Annotated in this window: 17 protein-coding genes; 6 read left to right on the top strand and 11 right to left on the bottom strand. The window is 55.3% G+C overall.

Going from position 1 to position 19,353, the window contains the following annotated elements; translation table 11 throughout:
- Nucleotides 1–399: 399 nt before the first annotated feature.
- Entirely contained in the window at nt 400–810 is a 411-nt protein-coding gene (locus tag ACQKLP_RS03970) for a transmembrane 220 family protein (RefSeq protein ID WP_341842747.1), read from the top strand.
- Nucleotides 811–1,117: 307 nt separating this feature from the next.
- Here the strand turns inward: ACQKLP_RS03970 and ACQKLP_RS03965 are convergent, their stop codons facing one another.
- From ACQKLP_RS03965 to ACQKLP_RS03935, 7 genes are all read right to left on the bottom strand, one after another.
- Nucleotides 1,118–4,525, bottom strand: a complete 3,408-nt coding sequence (locus tag ACQKLP_RS03965) for a ThuA domain-containing protein (protein ID WP_427320265.1) — start codon at nt 4,523–4,525, stop codon at nt 1,118–1,120.
- A 92-nt stretch (nt 4,526–4,617) separates the two neighbouring features.
- Nucleotides 4,618–5,352 (bottom strand): ThuA domain-containing protein, encoded by a 735-nt coding sequence (locus ACQKLP_RS03960; RefSeq protein WP_427320263.1) that lies wholly within the window; start codon nt 5,350–5,352, stop codon nt 4,618–4,620.
- Nucleotides 5,353–5,362: 10 nt separating this feature from the next.
- A complete protein-coding gene (locus tag ACQKLP_RS03955) occupies nt 5,363–6,085 on the bottom strand; it encodes a 3-keto-disaccharide hydrolase (protein ID WP_427320261.1) in 723 nt (240 codons plus the stop codon).
- Between the two features lie 26 nt (nt 6,086–6,111).
- Nucleotides 6,112–6,516 carry a c-type cytochrome gene (locus ACQKLP_RS03950; RefSeq protein WP_427320259.1) on the bottom strand — a complete coding sequence of 135 codons (405 nt, stop codon included), beginning with the start codon at nt 6,514–6,516 and terminating at the stop codon, nt 6,112–6,114.
- 47 nt (nt 6,517–6,563) lie between these two features.
- Nucleotides 6,564–7,622 (bottom strand): sugar phosphate isomerase/epimerase family protein, encoded by a 1,059-nt coding sequence (locus tag ACQKLP_RS03945; RefSeq protein WP_427320257.1) that lies wholly within the window; start codon nt 7,620–7,622, stop codon nt 6,564–6,566.
- 59 nt (nt 7,623–7,681) lie between these two features.
- A complete protein-coding gene (locus ACQKLP_RS03940; RefSeq protein ID WP_427320255.1) occupies nt 7,682–8,845 on the bottom strand; it encodes a Gfo/Idh/MocA family protein in 1,164 nt (387 codons plus the stop codon).
- Nucleotides 8,846–8,866: 21 nt separating this feature from the next.
- Nucleotides 8,867–10,156 (bottom strand): MFS transporter, encoded by a 1,290-nt coding sequence (locus ACQKLP_RS03935; RefSeq protein ID WP_427320253.1) that lies wholly within the window; start codon nt 10,154–10,156, stop codon nt 8,867–8,869.
- A 29-nt stretch (nt 10,157–10,185) separates the two neighbouring features.
- On the opposite strand from ACQKLP_RS03935, the gene ACQKLP_RS03930 reads away from it, so the two are divergent.
- From ACQKLP_RS03930 to ACQKLP_RS03910, 5 genes are all read left to right on the top strand, one after another.
- Nucleotides 10,186–10,548, top strand: coding sequence for a hypothetical protein (locus ACQKLP_RS03930; RefSeq protein WP_427320251.1), 363 nt, complete (start codon nt 10,186–10,188; stop codon nt 10,546–10,548).
- 63 nt (nt 10,549–10,611) lie between these two features.
- Nucleotides 10,612–13,959, top strand: a complete 3,348-nt coding sequence (gene secA, locus ACQKLP_RS03925) for a preprotein translocase subunit SecA (RefSeq protein ID WP_427320249.1) — start codon at nt 10,612–10,614, stop codon at nt 13,957–13,959.
- 89 nt (nt 13,960–14,048) lie between these two features.
- Entirely contained in the window at nt 14,049–14,711 is a 663-nt protein-coding gene (gene deoC, locus ACQKLP_RS03920) for a deoxyribose-phosphate aldolase (RefSeq protein ID WP_427320247.1), read from the top strand.
- 39 nt (nt 14,712–14,750) lie between these two features.
- Nucleotides 14,751–15,176: an SPOR domain-containing protein gene (locus tag ACQKLP_RS03915; protein WP_341842736.1), complete on the top strand. Its 426-nt coding sequence runs from the start codon at nt 14,751–14,753 to the stop codon at nt 15,174–15,176.
- Nucleotides 15,176–16,351, top strand: coding sequence for a M20 metallopeptidase family protein (locus ACQKLP_RS03910; protein WP_427320245.1), 1,176 nt, complete (start codon nt 15,176–15,178; stop codon nt 16,349–16,351). Before ACQKLP_RS03915 ends, ACQKLP_RS03910 begins: the two co-directional genes overlap by 1 nt.
- A gap of 46 nt (nt 16,352–16,397) precedes the next feature.
- Here the strand turns inward: ACQKLP_RS03910 and ACQKLP_RS03905 are convergent, their stop codons facing one another.
- The 4 genes from ACQKLP_RS03905 to ACQKLP_RS03890 are packed head-to-tail and all read right to left on the bottom strand — an operon-like array spanning nt 16,398 to nt 19,222.
- The gene (locus ACQKLP_RS03905) at nt 16,398–17,129 is read right to left on the bottom strand and encodes a hypothetical protein (RefSeq protein ID WP_427320243.1); all 732 of its coding nucleotides are present in this window, start codon (nt 17,127–17,129) and stop codon (nt 16,398–16,400) included.
- A gap of 12 nt (nt 17,130–17,141) precedes the next feature.
- Nucleotides 17,142–17,519 (bottom strand): GntR family transcriptional regulator, encoded by a 378-nt coding sequence (locus ACQKLP_RS03900; protein WP_427320242.1) that lies wholly within the window; start codon nt 17,517–17,519, stop codon nt 17,142–17,144.
- A 16-nt stretch (nt 17,520–17,535) separates the two neighbouring features.
- Nucleotides 17,536–18,375, bottom strand: coding sequence for a hypothetical protein (locus tag ACQKLP_RS03895; protein ID WP_427320240.1), 840 nt, complete (start codon nt 18,373–18,375; stop codon nt 17,536–17,538).
- A gap of 10 nt (nt 18,376–18,385) precedes the next feature.
- Nucleotides 18,386–19,222 carry an ATP-binding cassette domain-containing protein gene (locus ACQKLP_RS03890; protein ID WP_427320238.1) on the bottom strand — a complete coding sequence of 279 codons (837 nt, stop codon included), beginning with the start codon at nt 19,220–19,222 and terminating at the stop codon, nt 18,386–18,388.
- Nucleotides 19,223–19,353: the final 131 nt, after the last annotated feature.

Genomic DNA, 19,353 nt, shown 5'->3' with positions numbered 1-19,353 from the left:
TGGCCGGAGGTTTCCGGTTCCGGCCCTAATTCTTTTGCAATATAAGGATTAAATATTGTTCGGCGCTCACCTGAAGGTGTGAAAATTTTAACTTTTCCTTCAGGAAAAACGATTTTGCATGGGTTATCGCTGAACGGGAGCCGGTGTCGGCAATATTTTCAACTATGCTGAGGTGGAATTTATAAAGGCAAATAAGTTTGTTGGCCTCCTCGTAATCAGCTTAGATCGGTGTTCATGCAAAGTTCCGTACAATGGGTCCGTCCTTACGTTCTAAAATTATAACATTAATTTAACAACCGCAAACTTCCGTCCGACTTTTTTTTCCGCGTGTTTATCTAGTGTTTCCAGTTTAGTTTAACTGCTGGAATTTCCGTAAGTTTATCGGATATACCATTTAGCATGATGAAGATTTTCAATGTGTTTTGCTGTGTAATGTTTGTGCTGTTCGCCGCCCTTCAGTGGAACGATCCGGACCCCTACATCTGGATACCCATTTACCTGTTCGGAGCCGTTCTCTGCGGCCTCGCCGCCACCCGCCGCTATTATCGCGGCTGGTACCTTTTCGGCATCCTCGTTTTCCTCGCCTACGCCACCTTCCTCTTCTTCGAGAAAGACGGCGTGCTCAGCTGGGCAACCGAGCACCAGGCCCAAAACATCGCCGGCACCATGAAAGCATCCACCCCCTGGATCGAAGACACCCGCGAATTCTTCGGGCTCTTCATCCTCATCATCGCATTACTTGTCAATTTCGTGCACTCCAGCCAGAAAAAAGCCAAGAAAATGCGCAAAAAGATGATGAAAATCGGGTAATCCCTTCCACCAAAAAAGCATTCAAAAGGGCTGTATCTCAATAGGTACGGCCCTTTTTGCAATGTTGGCGATCCACGCACAACGCCCAAAAACCGAGGCGGTGCCGCAAAAGCCATTTGCAAACCCTATATCAGGACTAGCCCCTACCCGCTAACAGTATAGATACAGTAGGGATATAGTAGGGATACCGTACTGTAACCGTACTATAACCATACTGTCAGCATAAATTTCCCCCTTCACCCTGAAACATAAAAAAAGCCGTCCTGCTACACTCGGGACGGCTTTTTCGTTATGATCTGATCCTGACTTATTTAGCCTGCAATCTGAAGTAATCGATCGCCACCGGCGTCTGCTCGGCCGGATCGGCCGCCTTGATCACCAGCACCAACGACTGCTTCTTCCCGCCGGCGATCGCCGGGAAGGAAATGTTCGCCACGTTCGGCTGGCCCGCTTTGGCGCCCTTGCCGATCGTTACGCTGCCAAGCGCCGCGCCCGACTGGCTGTCCAAATGCGCGGAAACGGTATAGCCGTGAGCAGGGATTTCCCGCACGAAGTACGTCATTTCGATGCCGGAAACACCGGTCAGATCGAGGTTGGGATATGCCGCCCAGGTATTGGCGCCCGGCACCAGCAGTTTCATCCCTTCGATCTCCACGGCATTCGCACCGTCAGACTCCTTGTAGCTTTCCGCCTGGATTTTCGGGTTGCGCAGTTCCACGCTGGCTGTCCCCGTAATCGGCCGGATGCCGGGACCGCCTTTGTCGGTGTAAGTGGCGATCAGGTAAAGGATTCCCCTGTCTTTCACTTCATTGCCCAATGTTGCGTTCAGGCTGCCGCTCGCCGGCAGCGAGGGGTCCTGTTTGGCGCCGCCCGCCAGGGAGAAGATGTATTCCACGATCTGTTTGGCTTCGCCGTGAGAAATGCCGGGGTGCGCGGCCATTGCCGTTTCGCCCCAGACACCGCCGCCGCCTTTGATGATCTTGTCGGCCAGGTAGTCGGGCGATTTCGGATCGGCCTTATACTTGTTCGCCACTTCAACGAAGCTCGGCCCGATGGATTTCTCGTTCGGCTTGTGACAGGTTTTACAATCGGAAGATTCCATGATGTTCTTCCCCGCGATCGCACCGGAGATGATCTGGTGGCCCTGAGACATCGCTGCCTTGTCGCGCCCTTCCATATAAATCGCTTTCACGTACAGGTTGGCGGCGTCGAAACCACCGGCAGCGGACTGCCCGTCTTCCTTATCCGCCACTTCCACCGCATAATCCACTTTCTTTCCGGGGAAATAGAACATGCTGTTGCCTTTCACCTGGATGTTAACAGTGGGCGTTTCGTTCCCCGCATACACCTGGATGGTCTGGCTCAGGGTATGTGCGCCCTTGTCGTCGGTCACCTCCACCGAAACCGGGTATTCACCGGCGGTGGTGTAAGTGAATTCCGCCGAAGGCGTTTTCGTTTCTTTCTTATTGCCGTTCCCGAAATTCCAGGTGTAGGTGATCGCGTCGCCGTCGGGGTCAACGGAACCTTCGGCAGAAGCTTTCACGGTAAACGGCAGTGCACCGGTCAGTTTTTCCACTTCCATTTTCACTTTCGGCGCACGGTTGCCGCCGTTGTAATCGATGCGGACCAGCCCTGCGTCGGCGTTTTTGGAGAACCAGCCATTCCCGTATTCGAGGATGTACAGTTTCCCGTCGGGGCCCATTTCCATATCGATCGGCGCGTTGAATTTCTGCGATGGCAGGAAGCGCTCCATTTTCACATAATTGCCGTCTTTATCCATCGTAACGGCCATCACCCAGCCCCTGATCCAATCGTAGATGAACAGTTTGCCGTTGTAGTAATCCGGCAGGCGGGTTTCTTTCGGATAAAATTCGCTGTAGTACACCGGCCCTGCTTCTGCATTACGGCCACCGGTGCCCACCAGCGGGAACTCGTCCGATTTGCCGTAAGGGTACCAGATGAACGCGGGCTGCGCGGGCGGCAGTTCGGTAAGACCGGTATTGTTCCGGGAATTGTTGATGGGCTTCTTCGGATCGTTGTAAGGCCCGGAAACGCCCGTAGCGTAATCGTAAGCGCGGTACGGTTTATTGTCGGCGATGAACAGCGGATAACCGTAATAGCCGGCCTTCTTCGCCTGGTTCACTTCGTCGTAACCGCGCGGGCCGCGGGTGGAATCGTCGTTCGCCGCATCGGGCCCCACTTCGCCCCAATAGAGGAAATTCGTTTTACGGTCGATGGAAATGCGATACGGGTTGCGGGTCCCCATCGTATAAATCTCGGGTTTCGTTTTCGCGGTGCCTACCGGGAAAAGGTTGCCCTCGGGGATTTCGTAAGAACCGTCTTCCTTCAAACGGATGCGCAGCACTTTACCGCGGAGATCGTTGGTGTTGGAGGAACTGCGGCGGCCGTCGTACTGCTGGTGGCCGGGACGGTCGTCTACAGGCCCGTAGCCTTTGCTCACGTAAGGCTGTCCGGCTTCGTCGAACGGCGTGGTATTGTCGCCGGTGGAAACGTACAGCAAGCCATCCGGACCGAACGCGATGGAGCCGCCGGTGTGGCAGCAGATATCGCGCTGGGAGTAGAACTGGAGGATCACTTTTTCGGATTGCATGTCCAGCTGGCCGTTCACGAATTTGAACCGGCTGAGTCGGTTCACGGAAGTATCGGTGGGCGAATAGAAGAGGTAGATGTAATTATTTTTCGCGTAGTCCGGATCAGCGGCGAGGCCCATGAGCCCTTCTTCCGCGTTCACATTGGGGACTTCCGTTTTATGGTACACGTGCAGCAGGCCAACTTGGGAAAGTTTCTGCGAAGCGTTGCTGTAGAGCATCAGTTCGCCGCGGCGCTGTGCAACGAGGATGTCGAGATTGGGGAGGATGGCCATTTCGGTGGGCTCGAAGAACTCGCCGCTGGTGAGGGTTTGGCGGGTGAAGCGGTCTTCTTCCGGCACGCGGAGCGATTTGGCTTTGGCGTAATCCAGTTCGAGGTTTTTGCCGATGGCGTACTGGATGCCGCCGAGCACATGTTTGAGGAAGTTTTCTTCCTTGTAGGATTCTTCCGTATGGCCAAGTTCGGTGTAGAACGCGCGGCCGCCGTCGTATTCGTGGTACCAGGAGATGTTGTGGTCGTTGCCCATCTTGCCACCGGCGTAGGTGGATTCGTCGACTTTCATGAGCACTTTCGTCTCCTTGTTCACGTTTTTGAAGTTATACCATTCGTCGGTGTGCTCCCAGGTGTCGGGGAGGTTGGCGGTGGACGGGTGGCTTTTGTCGGTAACGATGAGTTTTGCTTTGTGGGTGCCGGCCGGGTGGTCGGAGAAGTAGGCGCCTACCAGTTTGCCGTACCAGGCCCAGTCGTACTCGGTGTCGGTGGCCGCGTGGATGCCCACAAAGCCGCCGCCGGATTGTACGTACCGTTCAAAGTCCGCTTCCTGTGCGGTGTTGAGGACATCGCCGGTGGTGTTGAGGAAGATGATGGCGGAGTATTGTTTGAGGTTGTTCTCCGTGAATTTGCCGGCATCTTCGGTGGTATCGACGTCGAAATTATTTTCGGCGCCCATTTTCCGGAGTGCCTCGATGCCCGCGGGGATGGAGGCGTGGCGGAATCCGGCGGTTTTGGAGAAGACGAGCACTTTCGCTTTTCCGGGCCGGGTTTTGCTGCAGCTGAGCATGGTTGCCGCAACGATAAAGACGAGCAGGTATGTGATATGCTTCATGGTATCGTTCAATTAATCGATAGTAAACGTGGTATTTAAAAGCAAGTAGAGACGCATGGAAGCGTCTCTACCGGTAAGTTATGCATGGTTGCCTACTTCTTCTTTCCTGCGGCGTAGTTGATACCGCCGAGGATGTGTTTGAGGAAAGCGGGCTCGCTGTACGACTCTTTGGTATGGCCCAGCTCGGTGTAGAAGGTGCGGCCGCCGTCGAACTCGCGGTACCAGCTCATGGGGTGGTTGCCGTCGTTCTTGCCGCCTTCGTAGGAGCTTTCATCGATTTTGATGAGGACGTTCAGCCCGGGCACGATGCTTTTGAAGTTGTACCATTCGTCTTTGCGCACCCAGGTAGGCTCGAGGTGGGCCGTTGCGGGGTGGTTCCTGTCCACTACGTTGAGCGTAGCGGTTTGCTGGTGCGGGTGGCTGAGGAAGTACGCGCCAACCAGCTGGTTGTACCAGGGCCAGTCGTACTCCGTATCGGTGGCCGCATGCACGCCCGCGTACCCGCCGCCTTTCCGGATGTAGCCTTCCAGGGCGGACTGCTGATCATCGTTGAGGACATCGCCGGTGGTGTTCAGGAACACGACGGCTTTGTACCGGGCGAGGTTTTTAGCGGTGAACAGGGATGCGTCTTCGGTGGTATCCACTTCATAACCGTTTTCCGCTCCCAGCTTCAGCATGGCCACTTTGGCCACGGGGATGCAATCGTGTCGGAATCCTGCTGTTTTCGAGAAAACGAGCAGGCGGGGCTTTGCTTTTTTGAAAGCCACCAGGCCGGTGGAGACGGCAACCACGGCGCAGAGGAGGAAGAGATATTTGTAGCGCATCATGTGTTAAGGCTTACAGTTGGCGGATCTTGATGTTTCTGTACCAAACTTTGTCGCCATGATCTTGCAGGGCGATGTGTCCTTTCTGGAATTTGCCGAAGCCATCCCAGGCTTTGAATTTCGATCCGGCAACGAGTTTATCCCATGCTTCGGAACCCATGGTTACTTCTGCGGTTTTGTGGCCGTTGAAGACGAGGGTCAGTTTGCCGTCTTTCTTGATGATCTTGGCGGTGTTCCATTGGCCTACCGGTTTGGCGTAGCGGGCGGGAGCAGCGATGAGATCGTAGAGATCGCCGGAGTTGTGTTTGTGGATTTTGCCGTCGGAATGCTTGTCGTCGTCGAGCACCTGCATTTCGGGACCGGTTTGGTAGGTGGCGCCGAATTTCGGGTCTTCATGCACGCTGAAGATGATGCCGGAGTTGCCGCCTTCGGAGATTTTCCATTCCAGTTCGAGCTCATAGTTTTCGTACGGCTCGGCTGTCATGATATCACCGCCTTTGGCACCTGCTTTTTTGGCATCGGTGTCGAGGAAGAGGGCGCCGTTTTCCACTTTCCAGGCGCCGGGGGCTTCCTGGGTTTTGTAGCCGCGCCAGCCGTTGGTGGTTTTACCATCGAACAGCAGTTTCCAGCCGGCTTTCTGTTCTTTTTTGGAAAGCGTGGCTTCCTGCGCGAAAGCGGTAGTGCCGGCAGACAAGGCGCCGATCAGCATAACGGTGGATAATATACGTTTCGTCATTGTTGAACTGTTTATAGGGTTGTTTCTTATTTAACAGTCAGGATGTACTTCACCATTTCTTCCGCGTCGGATTTGGAAATGCCGGCGTGCGGAGCCATGGGAATTTCGCCCCAGTTACCGGAACCGCCGCTGATGATCTTGTCGGCCAGCGTGGCGATGTTTTCCGGGGTGTTGGGATATTTCGCGGCAATATCCTTGAAGGCGGGCCCGATCACTTTTTCGGTTTCCTTGTGGCAGGTGGCGCAATCCTGCGCTGCCATCAGTTCCTTTCCTTTGCCGGCCACGTCGGCTACCATGGAATTGTCTGCCGCGGGAGCCGGGGCTTCTTGAGATGCCTTCTCTTCGGCTTTCTTTTCTTCACCGCCGCCGCCGCATGCTGCCATGAACACTACGGAACCAATTACCACCGGCATCAAGAATAATTTCTTCATCGTTTACTGAGTTTTAAAGTCTTTAGAAAATCGTTATTGCAAAGCCATTACAGCCCTAATATACGTCTGTTCAGGTTTTCATCCGCACCTGTTCCGGCAAAATCGTCGAACGCTTTTTCGGTGACGCGGATGATATGTTCCTTAATGAACGGCGCGCCTTCGCGTGCCCCGTCTTCCGGGTGCTTCATGCAGCATTCCCATTCCATCACGGCCCAGCCGGCGAAATCGTATTGGGTCAGCTTGCTGAACACCGCCTTGAAATCCACCTGTCCATCGCCCAGGGAGCGGAAACGCCCCGGCCGGTCGATCCACGACTGGTACCCGCCGTACACGCCGGAGCGGCCGGTGGGATTGAATTCCGCGTCTTTTACGTGGAACATCTTTATTTTCTCGTGGTAGATATCGATGTATTCGAGGTAATCCATGGCCTGGAGCACGAAGTGGCTGGGATCATACAAAAGGCAGGCGCGGTTGTGGTTGCCGGTGGCAGCGAGGAACCGCTCGTAGCTGATGCCGTCGTGCAGGTCTTCGCCCGGATGGATCTCGTAGCAGAGGTCCACGCCGTTCGCGTCCATTTCATTGAGGATCGGCAGCCAGCGGTCGGCCAGCTCCCTGAACCCTGTTTCCACCAGCCCTGCGGGGCGCTGGGGCCAGGGGTATACCGTTTGCCAGAGCAACGCGCCGCTGAAAGTGGCGTGGGCGTTCAGGCCCAGGTTGCGGCTCGCTTTGGCGGCGTATTTCAATTGCTGAACGGCCCATTCCGTACGGGCCTTCACGTTGGCGCTGCCCCGCAGTTCCGGGGGAGCGAACCCGTCGAACAGTTCGTTATAGGCGGGGTGAACGGCCACCAGCTGGCCCTGCAGGTGGGTCGACAGCTCGGTGATCTCCATCCCTGCGCTTTGCACGATGCCTTTGATCTCGTCTGCATAAGTCTGGCTCTCGGCGGCTTTCTTCAGGTCTATCATCCGGGCGTCCCAGGTGGGGATCTGCACACCTTTGAAACCCAGGGAGGCAGCCCATTTGGTGATGCCTTCGAGGGTATTGAAAGGGGCTTTGTCGTCCAGGAACTGCGCCAGGAAAATGCCGGGCCCTTTGATCGTCTTCATATGCTTTTCCTTATCAGATTAATAAAATTCAATTTCCGCAATTGCTTCGAAAAGGCGACCTAAATTTCGAAGGTCGTCCATTTTTCGGTACTGGCGGAGCTTTTCACCACATTATCGATAAAAGCCATGCCGCGTACACCTTCGTTCACCGAGGGGAAGTCGAGCGCTTCCTTCGGCGCTTCGGTACCGTCTATACGGGCCTGGAGCGACAGTGCGAAGTTGCGGTACAGGTTGCCGAATGCTTCGAGGTACCCTTCGGGGTGGCCGCCCGGCGTACGGCAGTTGTGGGTGGCGAAGGAGCTGAGGTGCGGGTTTCCGGCACCTGCGCGGAGGATTTCGGCGGGCTTGTCGAGCCAGCGCACGATGAGCGTGTTCGGCTCGTGCTGTGCCCATTCCATACCGCCTTTCTCTCCGTATACACGGATTTTGAGGGCATTTTCTTCCCCGGCAGCAACCTGCGAGGCCATCAGTACGCCTGCAGCGCCGTTGGTGAAGCGCATGAGCACGGCGCCATCGTCGTCGAGCAGGCGGCCGGGCACCATGATGTGGTTGTCTGCGCAGAGTTTTTCCACGGTATCGCCGGTGATGTATTCGGCGAGGTTGAATGCGTGGGTGCCGATATCGCCCATGGCGCCGGCTTTACCGGAGCGCTTGGGGTCGGTGCGCCAGGCAGCCTGTGCGTTGCCTTCGCGCTCGCTGAGCTTGGACAGCCAGCCTTGCGGATATTCTACCCATACTTTGCGGATTTTGCCCAGGGTGCCGTTGGCTACCATCTGGCGGGCCTGTTTCACCATGGGGTAGCCGGTATAGGTGTGGGTGAGCAGGAGGCTGAGGCCGGTCTGCTCCACCTTGGCTTTGAGTTGTTTGGCTTCGTCGAGGGTGAAGGTGATGGGCTTTTCGATCACGACGTGGAACCCTTTATCGAGGGCCATCATGGCCGGCTCGAAGTGTGCGAAGTTGGGGGTTACGATGGTGATGAAGTCCAGCCGCTTTTCAGCCGGCATGGCCGCTTCCTTCTCGAGCATGGTTTTGAAGTCCGTATAGATGCGATCGCTATCCAGGAAGAGCGAGCGCCCGGAGTCTTCGGCCACTTCGGGGTTGATGCTCAAGGCACCTGCTTTCAGTTCGATGAGCCCGTCCATATTCGCCGCGATGCGGTGGATGGCCCCGATGAAGGCGTCTTTCCCGCCTCCGATCATTCCCATTCTGAGTTTCCTGTTCATACTATATAGTTTCAGATACGTTTATGCAGTTTGTAATTGTTGTTTGCTTTTGCCTCTCATATAAAAATAAAGGCCGCCGAAGGCAACGATGAGTATCAGCGGTATCACGAGAGTCACGTTGATGATTTCCGGACCTGCGACCGCCTGTGCCTGCGCGTAGGCCGCTGCTTCGGCGGTGCCGGGAGCGGCGGAGCGGAAGGTATCGAGCGTGCCGCCGGCGGGGAGGTTCTTCCCGATGATGCTATCGTAGAAACCACCCATGAACATCATATAAATAGATACGGCGAACATACCCGCGCCACCCATGAGGTTCATGCCGAGCGCGCCGGACTCCGGGATGTTTTCAGAAACGAACCCGAGCATGGTAGGCCAGAAGTAAGTGATGCCAAGACCGAAAATGACAGCGGCTACGAAGAGCATGCTGCCAGACTGGCTACCCATGAGATAGAGCCCGAGGGCCGACAAAATCGCTGAAATGAACAGCACGCCGGTGGGCGACAACCGGTGAACGATAGGCCCTGCCACCGCACGGCCCAGCACCTGCACGCCGGCGGTGAGCGCCAGGATGAGGATACCGTTTTCCGTCACGTTTTTCAGCAGTATTTCGATCCATTGGTTGGTGAAGAGCTCCGTGATGGCCGTGCCGAACATGCAGATGAACATGAAGATGAACAGCGGGCTGGTTACCGAGCGGTACATCTGTGCGTTGGAAACCCCTGCAGCCACGCGCTCCGTAACGGGGAAGTCCAGCTTGGAGAAAAGGTAACCGTACAGCAGCGTCGGGATGATCATGAGGCCTACCTGCAGTTGCCAGAGGTCGGCATGCCCGAGCTCCTTGAACAGGAATACCACGAGCGCGCCTACTACGATACCGCCGGGGAACCAGAGGTGGAAGTGGTTCAGCTTGGTGGTTTTATTGTCGGGGAAGATGGTGGCTACGAGCGGGTTGCAGGCGGCTTCCACCGTACCGTTCGCCATACCGATGAACAGGGTGGAGATGAACAGCGGCCAGAAACCGGAGCTGAAATAAGGGGTGGCGATGGTGAGGAGGATGCCGAGCAAGTGAAGCACGAATGCCGCGATGAGCAAGCGTTTCATGCCGATGGCATCTACGATGAAACCGCCCAGCACAACGGCAAGCGGGAAACCCCAGAAAGCAGTACCGGCGATAATGGATAATTCCTGGGCATTCAGATGGAATTGCACGCCCAGCTGTCCGAGGATGCCGGCGCGAATCCCGAAGGATAAGGAAGTGACAAGCAGGGCCAGGCAGCTGGCAACGAAAAGACTCTTAGGCTGTATCTGCTTCATAGACGTGTTGTTTGTAAAAATCTAATACGGTGATTAAAACCTTTAAATTTATAAAAAGTATTTCCACATTTCTTACTTTTTATGATGAAAAAGCGGAAAATACCGGACACGAATGTGGTCATTTTTTGTGGGATAGTGTCTATCCAACACTAATTATTTTTTTTAAGGAAGTCGGGGATGGGGAACCGGGGTGTAAAAAGGGCTTCTGTGGGCGGGGGTGTCTCCCGTCCGCAGAAATCCTGCATTTTCTCCTTCCAAACGGCAGAAATACCGCGGCAGGCTTAATTTTTCCGGGATTTGATACGGTCATCCCCCAAAAATTCCTAATTTTACCAGCCTTGGTCCGCAGGCCCGCTCCTGCCACCTTGTCACAACCTGGCATCCGGGCTTAATATTTGACTATATTTCCCCCGCAACCAGGTTCCTTTATTCTTTTAGACATCGAAAATTTTAACATGCTAGGTTTTTTAACAAAGCTTTTCGGAGGAAACAAGTCTGAGCGAGACATCAGGCTGATCCTTCCCATGGTGAAGCAGATCAACGAGGAGTATGAAAAACTGTCATCCCTGCCTATCGACGAACTGCGTGGCAAAACGCAGGTTTTCCGTTCCCGTATCAAGGCGCACCTGGCCGAAATAGACCGGGAGATCGCAGAGAAGAAAACTTCCGCAGAGTCCGAAGAGGACGTGAACACCAAAGATCTCGTCTACCGCGAGATCGACAAGCTCCAGAAAGATCGTAACAAGAAAATAGAAGAAGTCCTCCTCCAGATCCTTCCAGAAGCATTTGCCGTAGTGAAGGAATCTGCCCGCAGGCTGAAAGAAAATACCACCATCACCGCCACCGCCACCGAAATGGACCGCAACCTCGCCGTACTGCGCGACTATGTGACCATCGAAGGTGACAAAGTGACCTGGAAGAATTCCTGGATCGCCGGTGGTACGGAAGTGACCTGGAACATGGTGCATTACGATGTGCAGCTGATCGGCGGTATCGTGCTCCACCAGGGTAAAATTTCCGAAATGGCGACGGGTGAAGGTAAAACCCTCGTATCCACGCTCCCCGCTTACCTCAACGCCCTCACCGGCGAAGGCGTGCACGTGGTGACCGTGAACGATTACCTCGCCCGCCGTGACTCCGAATGGAACGGTCCCCTGTTCGAATTCCTCGGCATCACCGTGGATTGCATCGACAAGCACCAGCCCAACTCCTTCGAGCGCCGCAACGCATACCAGGCAGACATTACCTACGGTACCAACAACGAATTCGGCTTCGATTACCTGCGCGATAACATGGTGCACAGCCCCGAAGAAATGGTACAGCGCAAGCATCACTTCGCCATGGTGGATGAGGTGGATAGCGTACTGATCGACGATGCGCGTACCCCGCTCATCATCTCCGGCCCCATCCCGCGTGGCGACGAGCAGGAATTCCACGCCCTGAAGCCCCGCATCCAGCGGCTGGTGGAAGAGCAGCGCAAGATCGTGACCTCCAGCCTCCTCGAAGCCAAGAAACTCATCGCCGAAGGGAAAGACGACCCGAAAACGGGCGGCCTCGCGCTCATGCGCGCCCATCGCGGCCTTCCGAAAAACAGCGCCCTCATCAAATACCTCAGCGAGCCCGGCATGAAAGTGCTCCAGCAGAAAGCGGAGAACTATTACATCGCCGACCAGCAGCGCGAAATGCCCAAGGTAGACGAAGGCCTCCTGTTCCATATCGACGAAAAGAACAACAGCGTAGACCTCACCGATAAAGGTATCGCCCTCATCACCGGCGCCGGCGAAGATCCCGCGTTTTTCGTGATGCCCGACGTAGGCTCCGAAATCGCGGAACTGGAAAAAATGGACCTGACCACGGAAGAAAAAATGGCCAGGAAAGACCAGCTCCTCCAGGACTTCGCCGTAAAATCGGAACGCATCCACTCCGTTCAGCAGCTCCTCAAAGCGTACACCCTCTTCGAAAAAGATGTGGAATACGTAGTGATGGACGGGAAAGTGAAGATCGTGGACGAACAGACGGGCCGTATCCTCGATGGCCGCCGCTATTCCGACGGTCTCCACCAGGCGATCGAAGCCAAGGAAAACGTGAAAGTGGAAGCCGCCACCCAAACGTTCGCCACCATTACCCTGCAGAACTACTTCCGTATGTACCACAAACTCGGTGGTATGACCGGTACGGCCACTACCGAGGCCGGTGAGTTCTGGGAAATCTACAAGCTGGACGTGGTAACCATCCCCACCAACCTGCCGATCACCCGGAAAGACGCGGAAGACCTCGTATATAAAACCAAGCGCGATAAATACCGCGCCGTGATCGAAGAGATCAAGAAACTGAAAGAAGCCGGCCGCCCCGTACTGGTAGGTACTACCTCCGTAGAGGTGTCTGAGCTCCTCGGTAAAATGCTGACCTTCGAAAAAATCCCCCACAACGTACTGAACGCCAAACAGCACGCCCGTGAAGCCCAGATCGTGGCCGAAGCAGGTATGCCCGGCGCCGTGACCATCGCCACCAACATGGCCGGCCGTGGTACGGACATCAAGCTGGGGCCCGGCGTGAAAGATGCCGGCGGTCTCGCCATCATCGGTACCGAACGCCACGAAAGCCGCCGTGTAGACCGCCAGTTGCGCGGCCGTGCCGGTCGCCAGGGCGACCCCGGTACTTCCCAGTTCTTCGTATCGCTGGAAGACGACCTGATGCGCATGTTCGGCTCCGACCGTATCGCCGCGCTCATGGACCGTATGGGTTACAAGGAAGGCGAAGTGATCCAGCACAGCATGATCACCCGCTCCATCGAACGGGCGCAGAAGAAAGTGGAAGAGAACAACTTCGGCATCCGTAAGCGCCTCCTCGAGTACGACGACGTGATGAACAAGCAGCGTACGGTCATTTACTCCAAACGCAACCACGCCCTGTTCGGCGAACGCCTCGCCATCGATATCGACAATGCTTTCTACGAAGTAGCGGACAACCTGGTAAACACGCATCGCGCCACCGGCGATTTCGAAGCGTTCAAACTGGAAGTGATCAAGAACTTCGCGATAGACACCGTGATTTCCGAAGACGAATTCCAGAAAGGGAACGTGCAGGAAATAGCTGAAAAGCTCTACGGTGAAGCGGTTGCCAATTACCACCGCCGTACCAACGAGGTGGTGACCGGTACTTATCCCGTTATCAAAAAGATCTTCGAAGAGCAGGGCCAGCATATCGAGAACATCTCGATCCCGTTCACGGACGGCCGCCGCGGCCTCCACGTGCTGGCGCCCCTCCGGAAAGTGGTGGATACCCAGGGCAAGGAGACCATCTCCGCCCTCGAGCGTTCCATCACCCTCAACCTGATCGACGACGCCTGGAAAGAGCACCTCCGCGCCATGGACGACCTGAAACAGTCCGTTCAGAGCGCCGTGTACGAACAGAAAGACCCGCTGCTGATCTATAAATTCGAAGCGTTCGAGCTGTTCAAACAGATGAGCGCCGAAAACTCCAAAGAGATCGTCTCCTTCCTTTGCAAGGCCGGCATCCCCGGTCAGCAGGCCGAAGAAGACGCGCAGATCACCGAAGGCCATGAAGAAAAAACCGACATGAGCCACATGCGCGCCTCGCACCAGGACCCGGACGCTTCCAACGGCCACAGCGCACCGCAGCAACAGCAAGGCTCCGCCTCCGCCCGCCGCGAAGATTACGCGCCTGCCATGGACGAACCCAAACAGGAACCCGTTCGCGTAGGCCCCAAAGTAGGCCGGAACGATCCCTGCCCCTGCGGTAGCGGCAAGAAATTCAAAAACTGTCACGGGAAAGAACAATAAGCTCCCGCTGCGTAAAATAACCAACGGAGTTACCCGGGACCATCCTGCGTAACTCCGTTTTTTTATTTTTGGAAAACACCCTTCAAAAAATGAACATTAACCGGTACATCGACCATACCGTCCTCAAACCCGTTACCTCGCTCGACGACGTAAAACGCCTCAGCATGGAAGCCGTGGAATACGACTTCGCCGCCGTGTGCGTGCCGCCTCCTTTCGTGAGCACGGCTAAAACCTTCCTCGGCGGCACCACCACCGCCATAGCCACCGTCATCGGTTTCCCCTTCGGCTATTCCGCCATAGAAGCCAAAGTAGCCGAATCCGTGCTCGCCATTATCGACGGGGCAGACGAGCTGGACATGGTCGCCAACCTCATCGCGGTGCGCGGGGGCGACTGGGCTTTCCTGGAAAAGGAAATCGCGACCATCATGCCCATCATCCGGAACAAACAGCGCAAGATCAAGGTGATCATCGAAAGTGGCATATTATTGGAGGAAGAGATCGTGAAATGCTGCGAGCTGTACGGGAAGTACGGGGTCGATTTCGTGAAAACCAGTACCGGCTACGCCGAGAAGGGCGCTTCCGTGGAAGCGGTAGCCCTCATGCGGAAAAACCTCCCCGCCAATATTCAGATCAAGGCTTCGGGAGGGATTCGTACCTTTGCTTTCGCGAAGGAACTAATCGCCGCAGGCGCTACCCGGATCGGGACGAGCGCCGGTGTAGCGATCATGAAAGAAGCGGCCGCCCTGCAATAGGGACCGAAAAACCATTTTGCCATCAAACGAACCAAACATATGATGTTAAGAACAGGCTGCCTGTTGCTGTTGCTCTTATCCGCCGCTACCGCCCTGCGCGCGCAGGAATCGGTGCAGCAGGAAGGCAATGTTAAAGTGACCAAAGACAGCCGGATAGACATCCTCATCCGTAAACAGGTGTACATCAACAACCTGGCTATCCGCAACCAGCCCGGCTTCCGCGTTCAGGTGCTCACTACCAACAAGCGGAACGAAGCCAACGAGGCCAAAACCCGCGTGATGCAACGCTATCCCGACTACCGGACCTACATCGACTTCGAAGCCCCCTATTTCAAGGTGCGTGTGGGCGACTTCAAATCCCGCGAGGAGGCGACCGAACTGCGCAAGGAACTGGCGGAATACTTCCCCAACGGCGCGTTCGTAGTGCCTACCATCATCAACGTATCACCGGAAAAAGAAGATTAATGAAAGAGCGGATCAAAGCCCTGGCCAGCGAATACGCCGCTGACCTGGTGGCTTGCAGAAGACATTTGCATGCACATCCCGAACTATCCTTCCAGGAATTCGAAACGTCGAAATTCATTCAGCAGCAGCTCGAGAGCTGGGGCGTCCCCTACCGCGCCGGTGTAGCCGGAACGGGCGTAGTGGCCCTTATCGAAGGGAAAAACCCCGGCAAGAAGGTCATCGCCCTGCGCGGCGATATCGATGCGCTGCCGATCGAAGAAGCGAACGACGTCCCCTATAAATCACAAAACCCCGGCATCATGCATGCCTGCGGCCATGACGTGCATACCACCGTGGCCCTCGGCGCCGCGCGCATCCTGCAGCAGCTGCGGGGCGAGTTCGAAGGCACCGTGAAAATCCTTTTCCAGCCCGGCGAAGAAAAGCATCCCGGCGGCGCCAGCCTCATGATCCAGGACGGCGCGCTGGAAAACCCGAAACCCGAAGCCATCCTCGGCCTCCACGTGCTCCCCGCGATGGAAACGGGGCTCCTGGGCTTCCGGGAAGGAAAATACATGGCGAGCGCCGACGAGATCTACATCACCGTGAAAGGCAAAGGCGGCCACGCCGCGGCGCCCCATCTCACGGCAGACACCATCCTCATCGCCTCCAACCTGGTGGTCAGCCTCCAGCAGATCATCAGCCGCAACAACGATCCTTTCTCCCCTTCCGTATTGTCTATCTGCGCCTTCAACGGCGGGCACACCACCAACGTGATCCCCAGCGAAGTGAAGCTCATGGGCACTTTCCGGGCGATGGACGAAACCTGGCGCTTCAAGGCGCATGAACTGATCCGCAAACAGGCGACCGAACTGGTACACGCCATGGGCGCGGAAATCGATATCGACATCCTCGTAGGCTACCCCACGCTGTACAATAACGAAGCCGTGACCGCCAACGCCCGTAAACTCGCAGAAGATTACCTGGGCGCCGATAACGTGGTGGACACCGAACTGCGGATGGGCGCGGAAGATTTCGCGTTCTACTCGCAGGTGATCCCCGCTTGCTTCTTCCGCCTCGGCACCGGCAACAAAGCGAGAGGCATCAGCTCCGGCGTGCACACGCCTAAATTCGACATCGACGAACGCGCACTGGAAATCGGCGCGGGAACGATGGCTTATCTGGCTACACAATTCTGATCTCCACTTCGAATAAAAAAAACGCCCGGTACTTCGGGCGTTTTTTTTATTCCGAGCTCGTCGGGAGCGTTAAGGGGGTTGGCGGAAGCAATTTCGCCGATTTATCGACATACTTTTCATCCAGCACCTTTACCCGCTGGGAAGGCTGCAAGTTCAGAAAACTACCGGGCCCCAGCGAATAACTCAGCGTATCTACCAGAGCGGGCCCCAGGTACATCTCCGTATTATCCAGCGTAAGGTCCATTTTCGGCATGCGGATATTTCCCATGTACAACTGTTTGGACCGGAACACCTGCAGGACCACCGGTTCGTCTTGCTGCCATTCGTCGATGCTCAGATGGGTATCAGTGGCCCGGATGCCCGCGAGTGTGCAGTTGTAGATGACAACGGCTTGGCTGCTGTTTCTTTGCCCCCACTCCGCCGGGTACTTTGCTTCAAACCACACATACAGCGTATCGCCGGAAACCCGGGTGCGGACGTATTCCTTCATAAAATCCTCGATTTGGATCGCCGAAGAACGGACGCGCCCTACGCTCACCCTTACATCTTTTATATCGCTTTGCATTCCCGCCGGCATGCGGGCTTCCATTTTCACCTTGCCGTCGATCGACACATAACGGAAATCGGGCAGTTCCGTTACAATTTTCACATCTTTCGCCATCGGCAGCTTCGCAAAGTTTCTTTTCCTGTATTCCGCCAGTAACGTGAAGTTCGTTAATAAAATACCGACCGGGAGAATCAGTATTAGTATCGTGAGGATAATATTGCTTTTTTTCATGTGGATGGGATTTTATGGCACATGGATGTGCTGCTGTTTGAATGTGGTGTACCTTTCTTTAAGTTCATCGAGCTCGATGCCCAGCAAAAACAGCCGCCTGAAAAACTGGGGCAACTCTTCCTGCATGAACTGCTCCTTGCGCGCGGCCGCGATGCGCGGCACCGCGTCTGGACTCACGAAATACCCCAATCCGCGCCGGGTGTGGATCACGCCCATTTGTTGCAGATGTTCGTAAGAGCGCATGACGGTATTAGGATTGACTTCCAGGCTTACGGCCAGCTCGCGGACGGACGGGATTTTTTCTCCGGCCGGCCACTGCAGCAACTGGATCCTGTCGCAAACATGTTCTGCAATCTGAAGGTAAATGGCCAATTGGTTATTGAATTCCATAGAATGGATTAAAGATCTATAAAGTGGATTCCCGCATTTTGAACCAGATGTAACAGATCAGCAGAAACGGGACCGAACAGGCCGTTATATCCGCCAGGGTTTTGAGCCAGGCAGGCCGCTGAACGGTTTGCAAATCTGCGGTGTCGCCGGTGGTGGTTACCGGTTTAATGATCCATTGATCGAAGCTGGCGCGGAAGAATTGGTCCTTCACCAGTATTTCCTCCCCGTTGTATGGTATTACGTAATGCCTTTGCGGCTCCCGCTCAATGAGGGTTTTCGCCAGCAATCCGCCACCGCTGTTCACTACGATGAAAATCAGCGCCACAATGCATACCGCTTTTACTACCGGCAGTTTTCGGAACGTCAAACCCGCCGCCAGTCCGATTGCAACCATCATGAACCCTGCAACAAAGAGCATCGGAAATCTATCTCCGTCTAAAATGTAAGCGTACCGGTTGCCCTGGTGAAGCAAAAAATTACCGATCAGATAACAAAGTGTATTGCAAAACAGAAAGATCAATAAATACGCTGCCAGATATAACCCAAGAATCATGACAAAAGCCCCTATCGTCCGCTCCAGCGTTGAAACCGGCAGCATGAAGGCCCGCAGCCGTGCCGAAGTGCGGCCGAGCTGCCAGTAATATCCGGACGATACCAGCATAAACAGCATGGCGCCTTCAAAAGCGATCCGGTCCTGCATTTCCCACTGCAGCCCGAACGGTACGGCAAAAACATAATACATCATATACGCCAGCATCAGGCCGGCCACCGTGAGTAGGGTATAGAGGTGCAATCTGCGGTTCATAACCAATTGCAATCTGATGAGGTGCAGACACCTTTTCAAAGAAAATTGCATGACGGGCATTTTAATCTTGAAGAATGGGGAGGATGGATGCTTCGCCGGAAAGCGTCGCGTTGAACAGCAGTTCCATATCGAGGCGCGAGCTTTCGTCGGTCGTGTTGCGGGCGATGACGGCGTATCCGCCGAGGGCTTCTTCGGCATAGAGCGGCTTCCCGCTTTCGGCGCGCTCTTTCACTTTTCGGAACACGAGCCGCTCCGTGATCCGCGACACCGGCGCCTGCAGCACAATGCGCCCCTGGTCCAGGATCAGCACATCGTCGATGAGGCTGTCGAGATCGCGGACCTGGTGCGTACTGATCACCATCACCTGGTCGTCGCGCAAGCTGCCTGCCACTACTTTGCGGAATTGTTGTTTGGACGGGATGTCCAGCCCATTGGTAGGCTCATCCATGAGCAGCAGCTTCGCGCCGGTCGCTATGGCAAAGGCGATCTGGAATTTCTTTTGCTGGCCATGGCTGAGGCCGGCCAGTTCATCATCTGGCTCAATTCCGAATTGCCGGAGAATGCTGGTGCACAGCGCATGATCGAACGTGGGATAAAAAGGCGCATGCAAACGGATGTAAGCGTTGGATGAAAGGTCGGGCAGAACGAACGCTTCCGGCACCACGTACACCTGCTGCAGGAAAGCAGGTTCCCTGCGCGAAGGCGTAAAACCAAACACCGTGCAGGAACCGGATTGGGGGAACAACAAACCGGCCATCTGGTAAAGCAGCGTGCTTTTACCGGTGCCATTGCGGCCAAGGAGGCCGTAAATGCGGCCGGGCGCCAGGGTAAGGCTCAACCCGCCGAGCACCGGCTTCCCACGCCGGTAAGAATAGGCAATGTTTTGAAGGGATACCATTGGATAAAGTTATAGGTGGATGAACAGTGTACTATTTAACTAGTACACTACAAATGTAAGGATAGAATCTGTACTTCCAAATAATTTTGTCAGGATTTGTTCAATTACTACCAACCGGCCCGGAAGCAAGG

It is taken from the genome of Chitinophaga sp. NPDC101104, from assembly GCF_050277495.1.
GTDB lineage: Bacteria > Bacteroidota > Bacteroidia > Chitinophagales > Chitinophagaceae > Chitinophaga.
The sequence above is the reverse complement of the archived record's forward strand: the minus strand, read 5'-3'. Positions and strand labels throughout refer to the sequence as shown.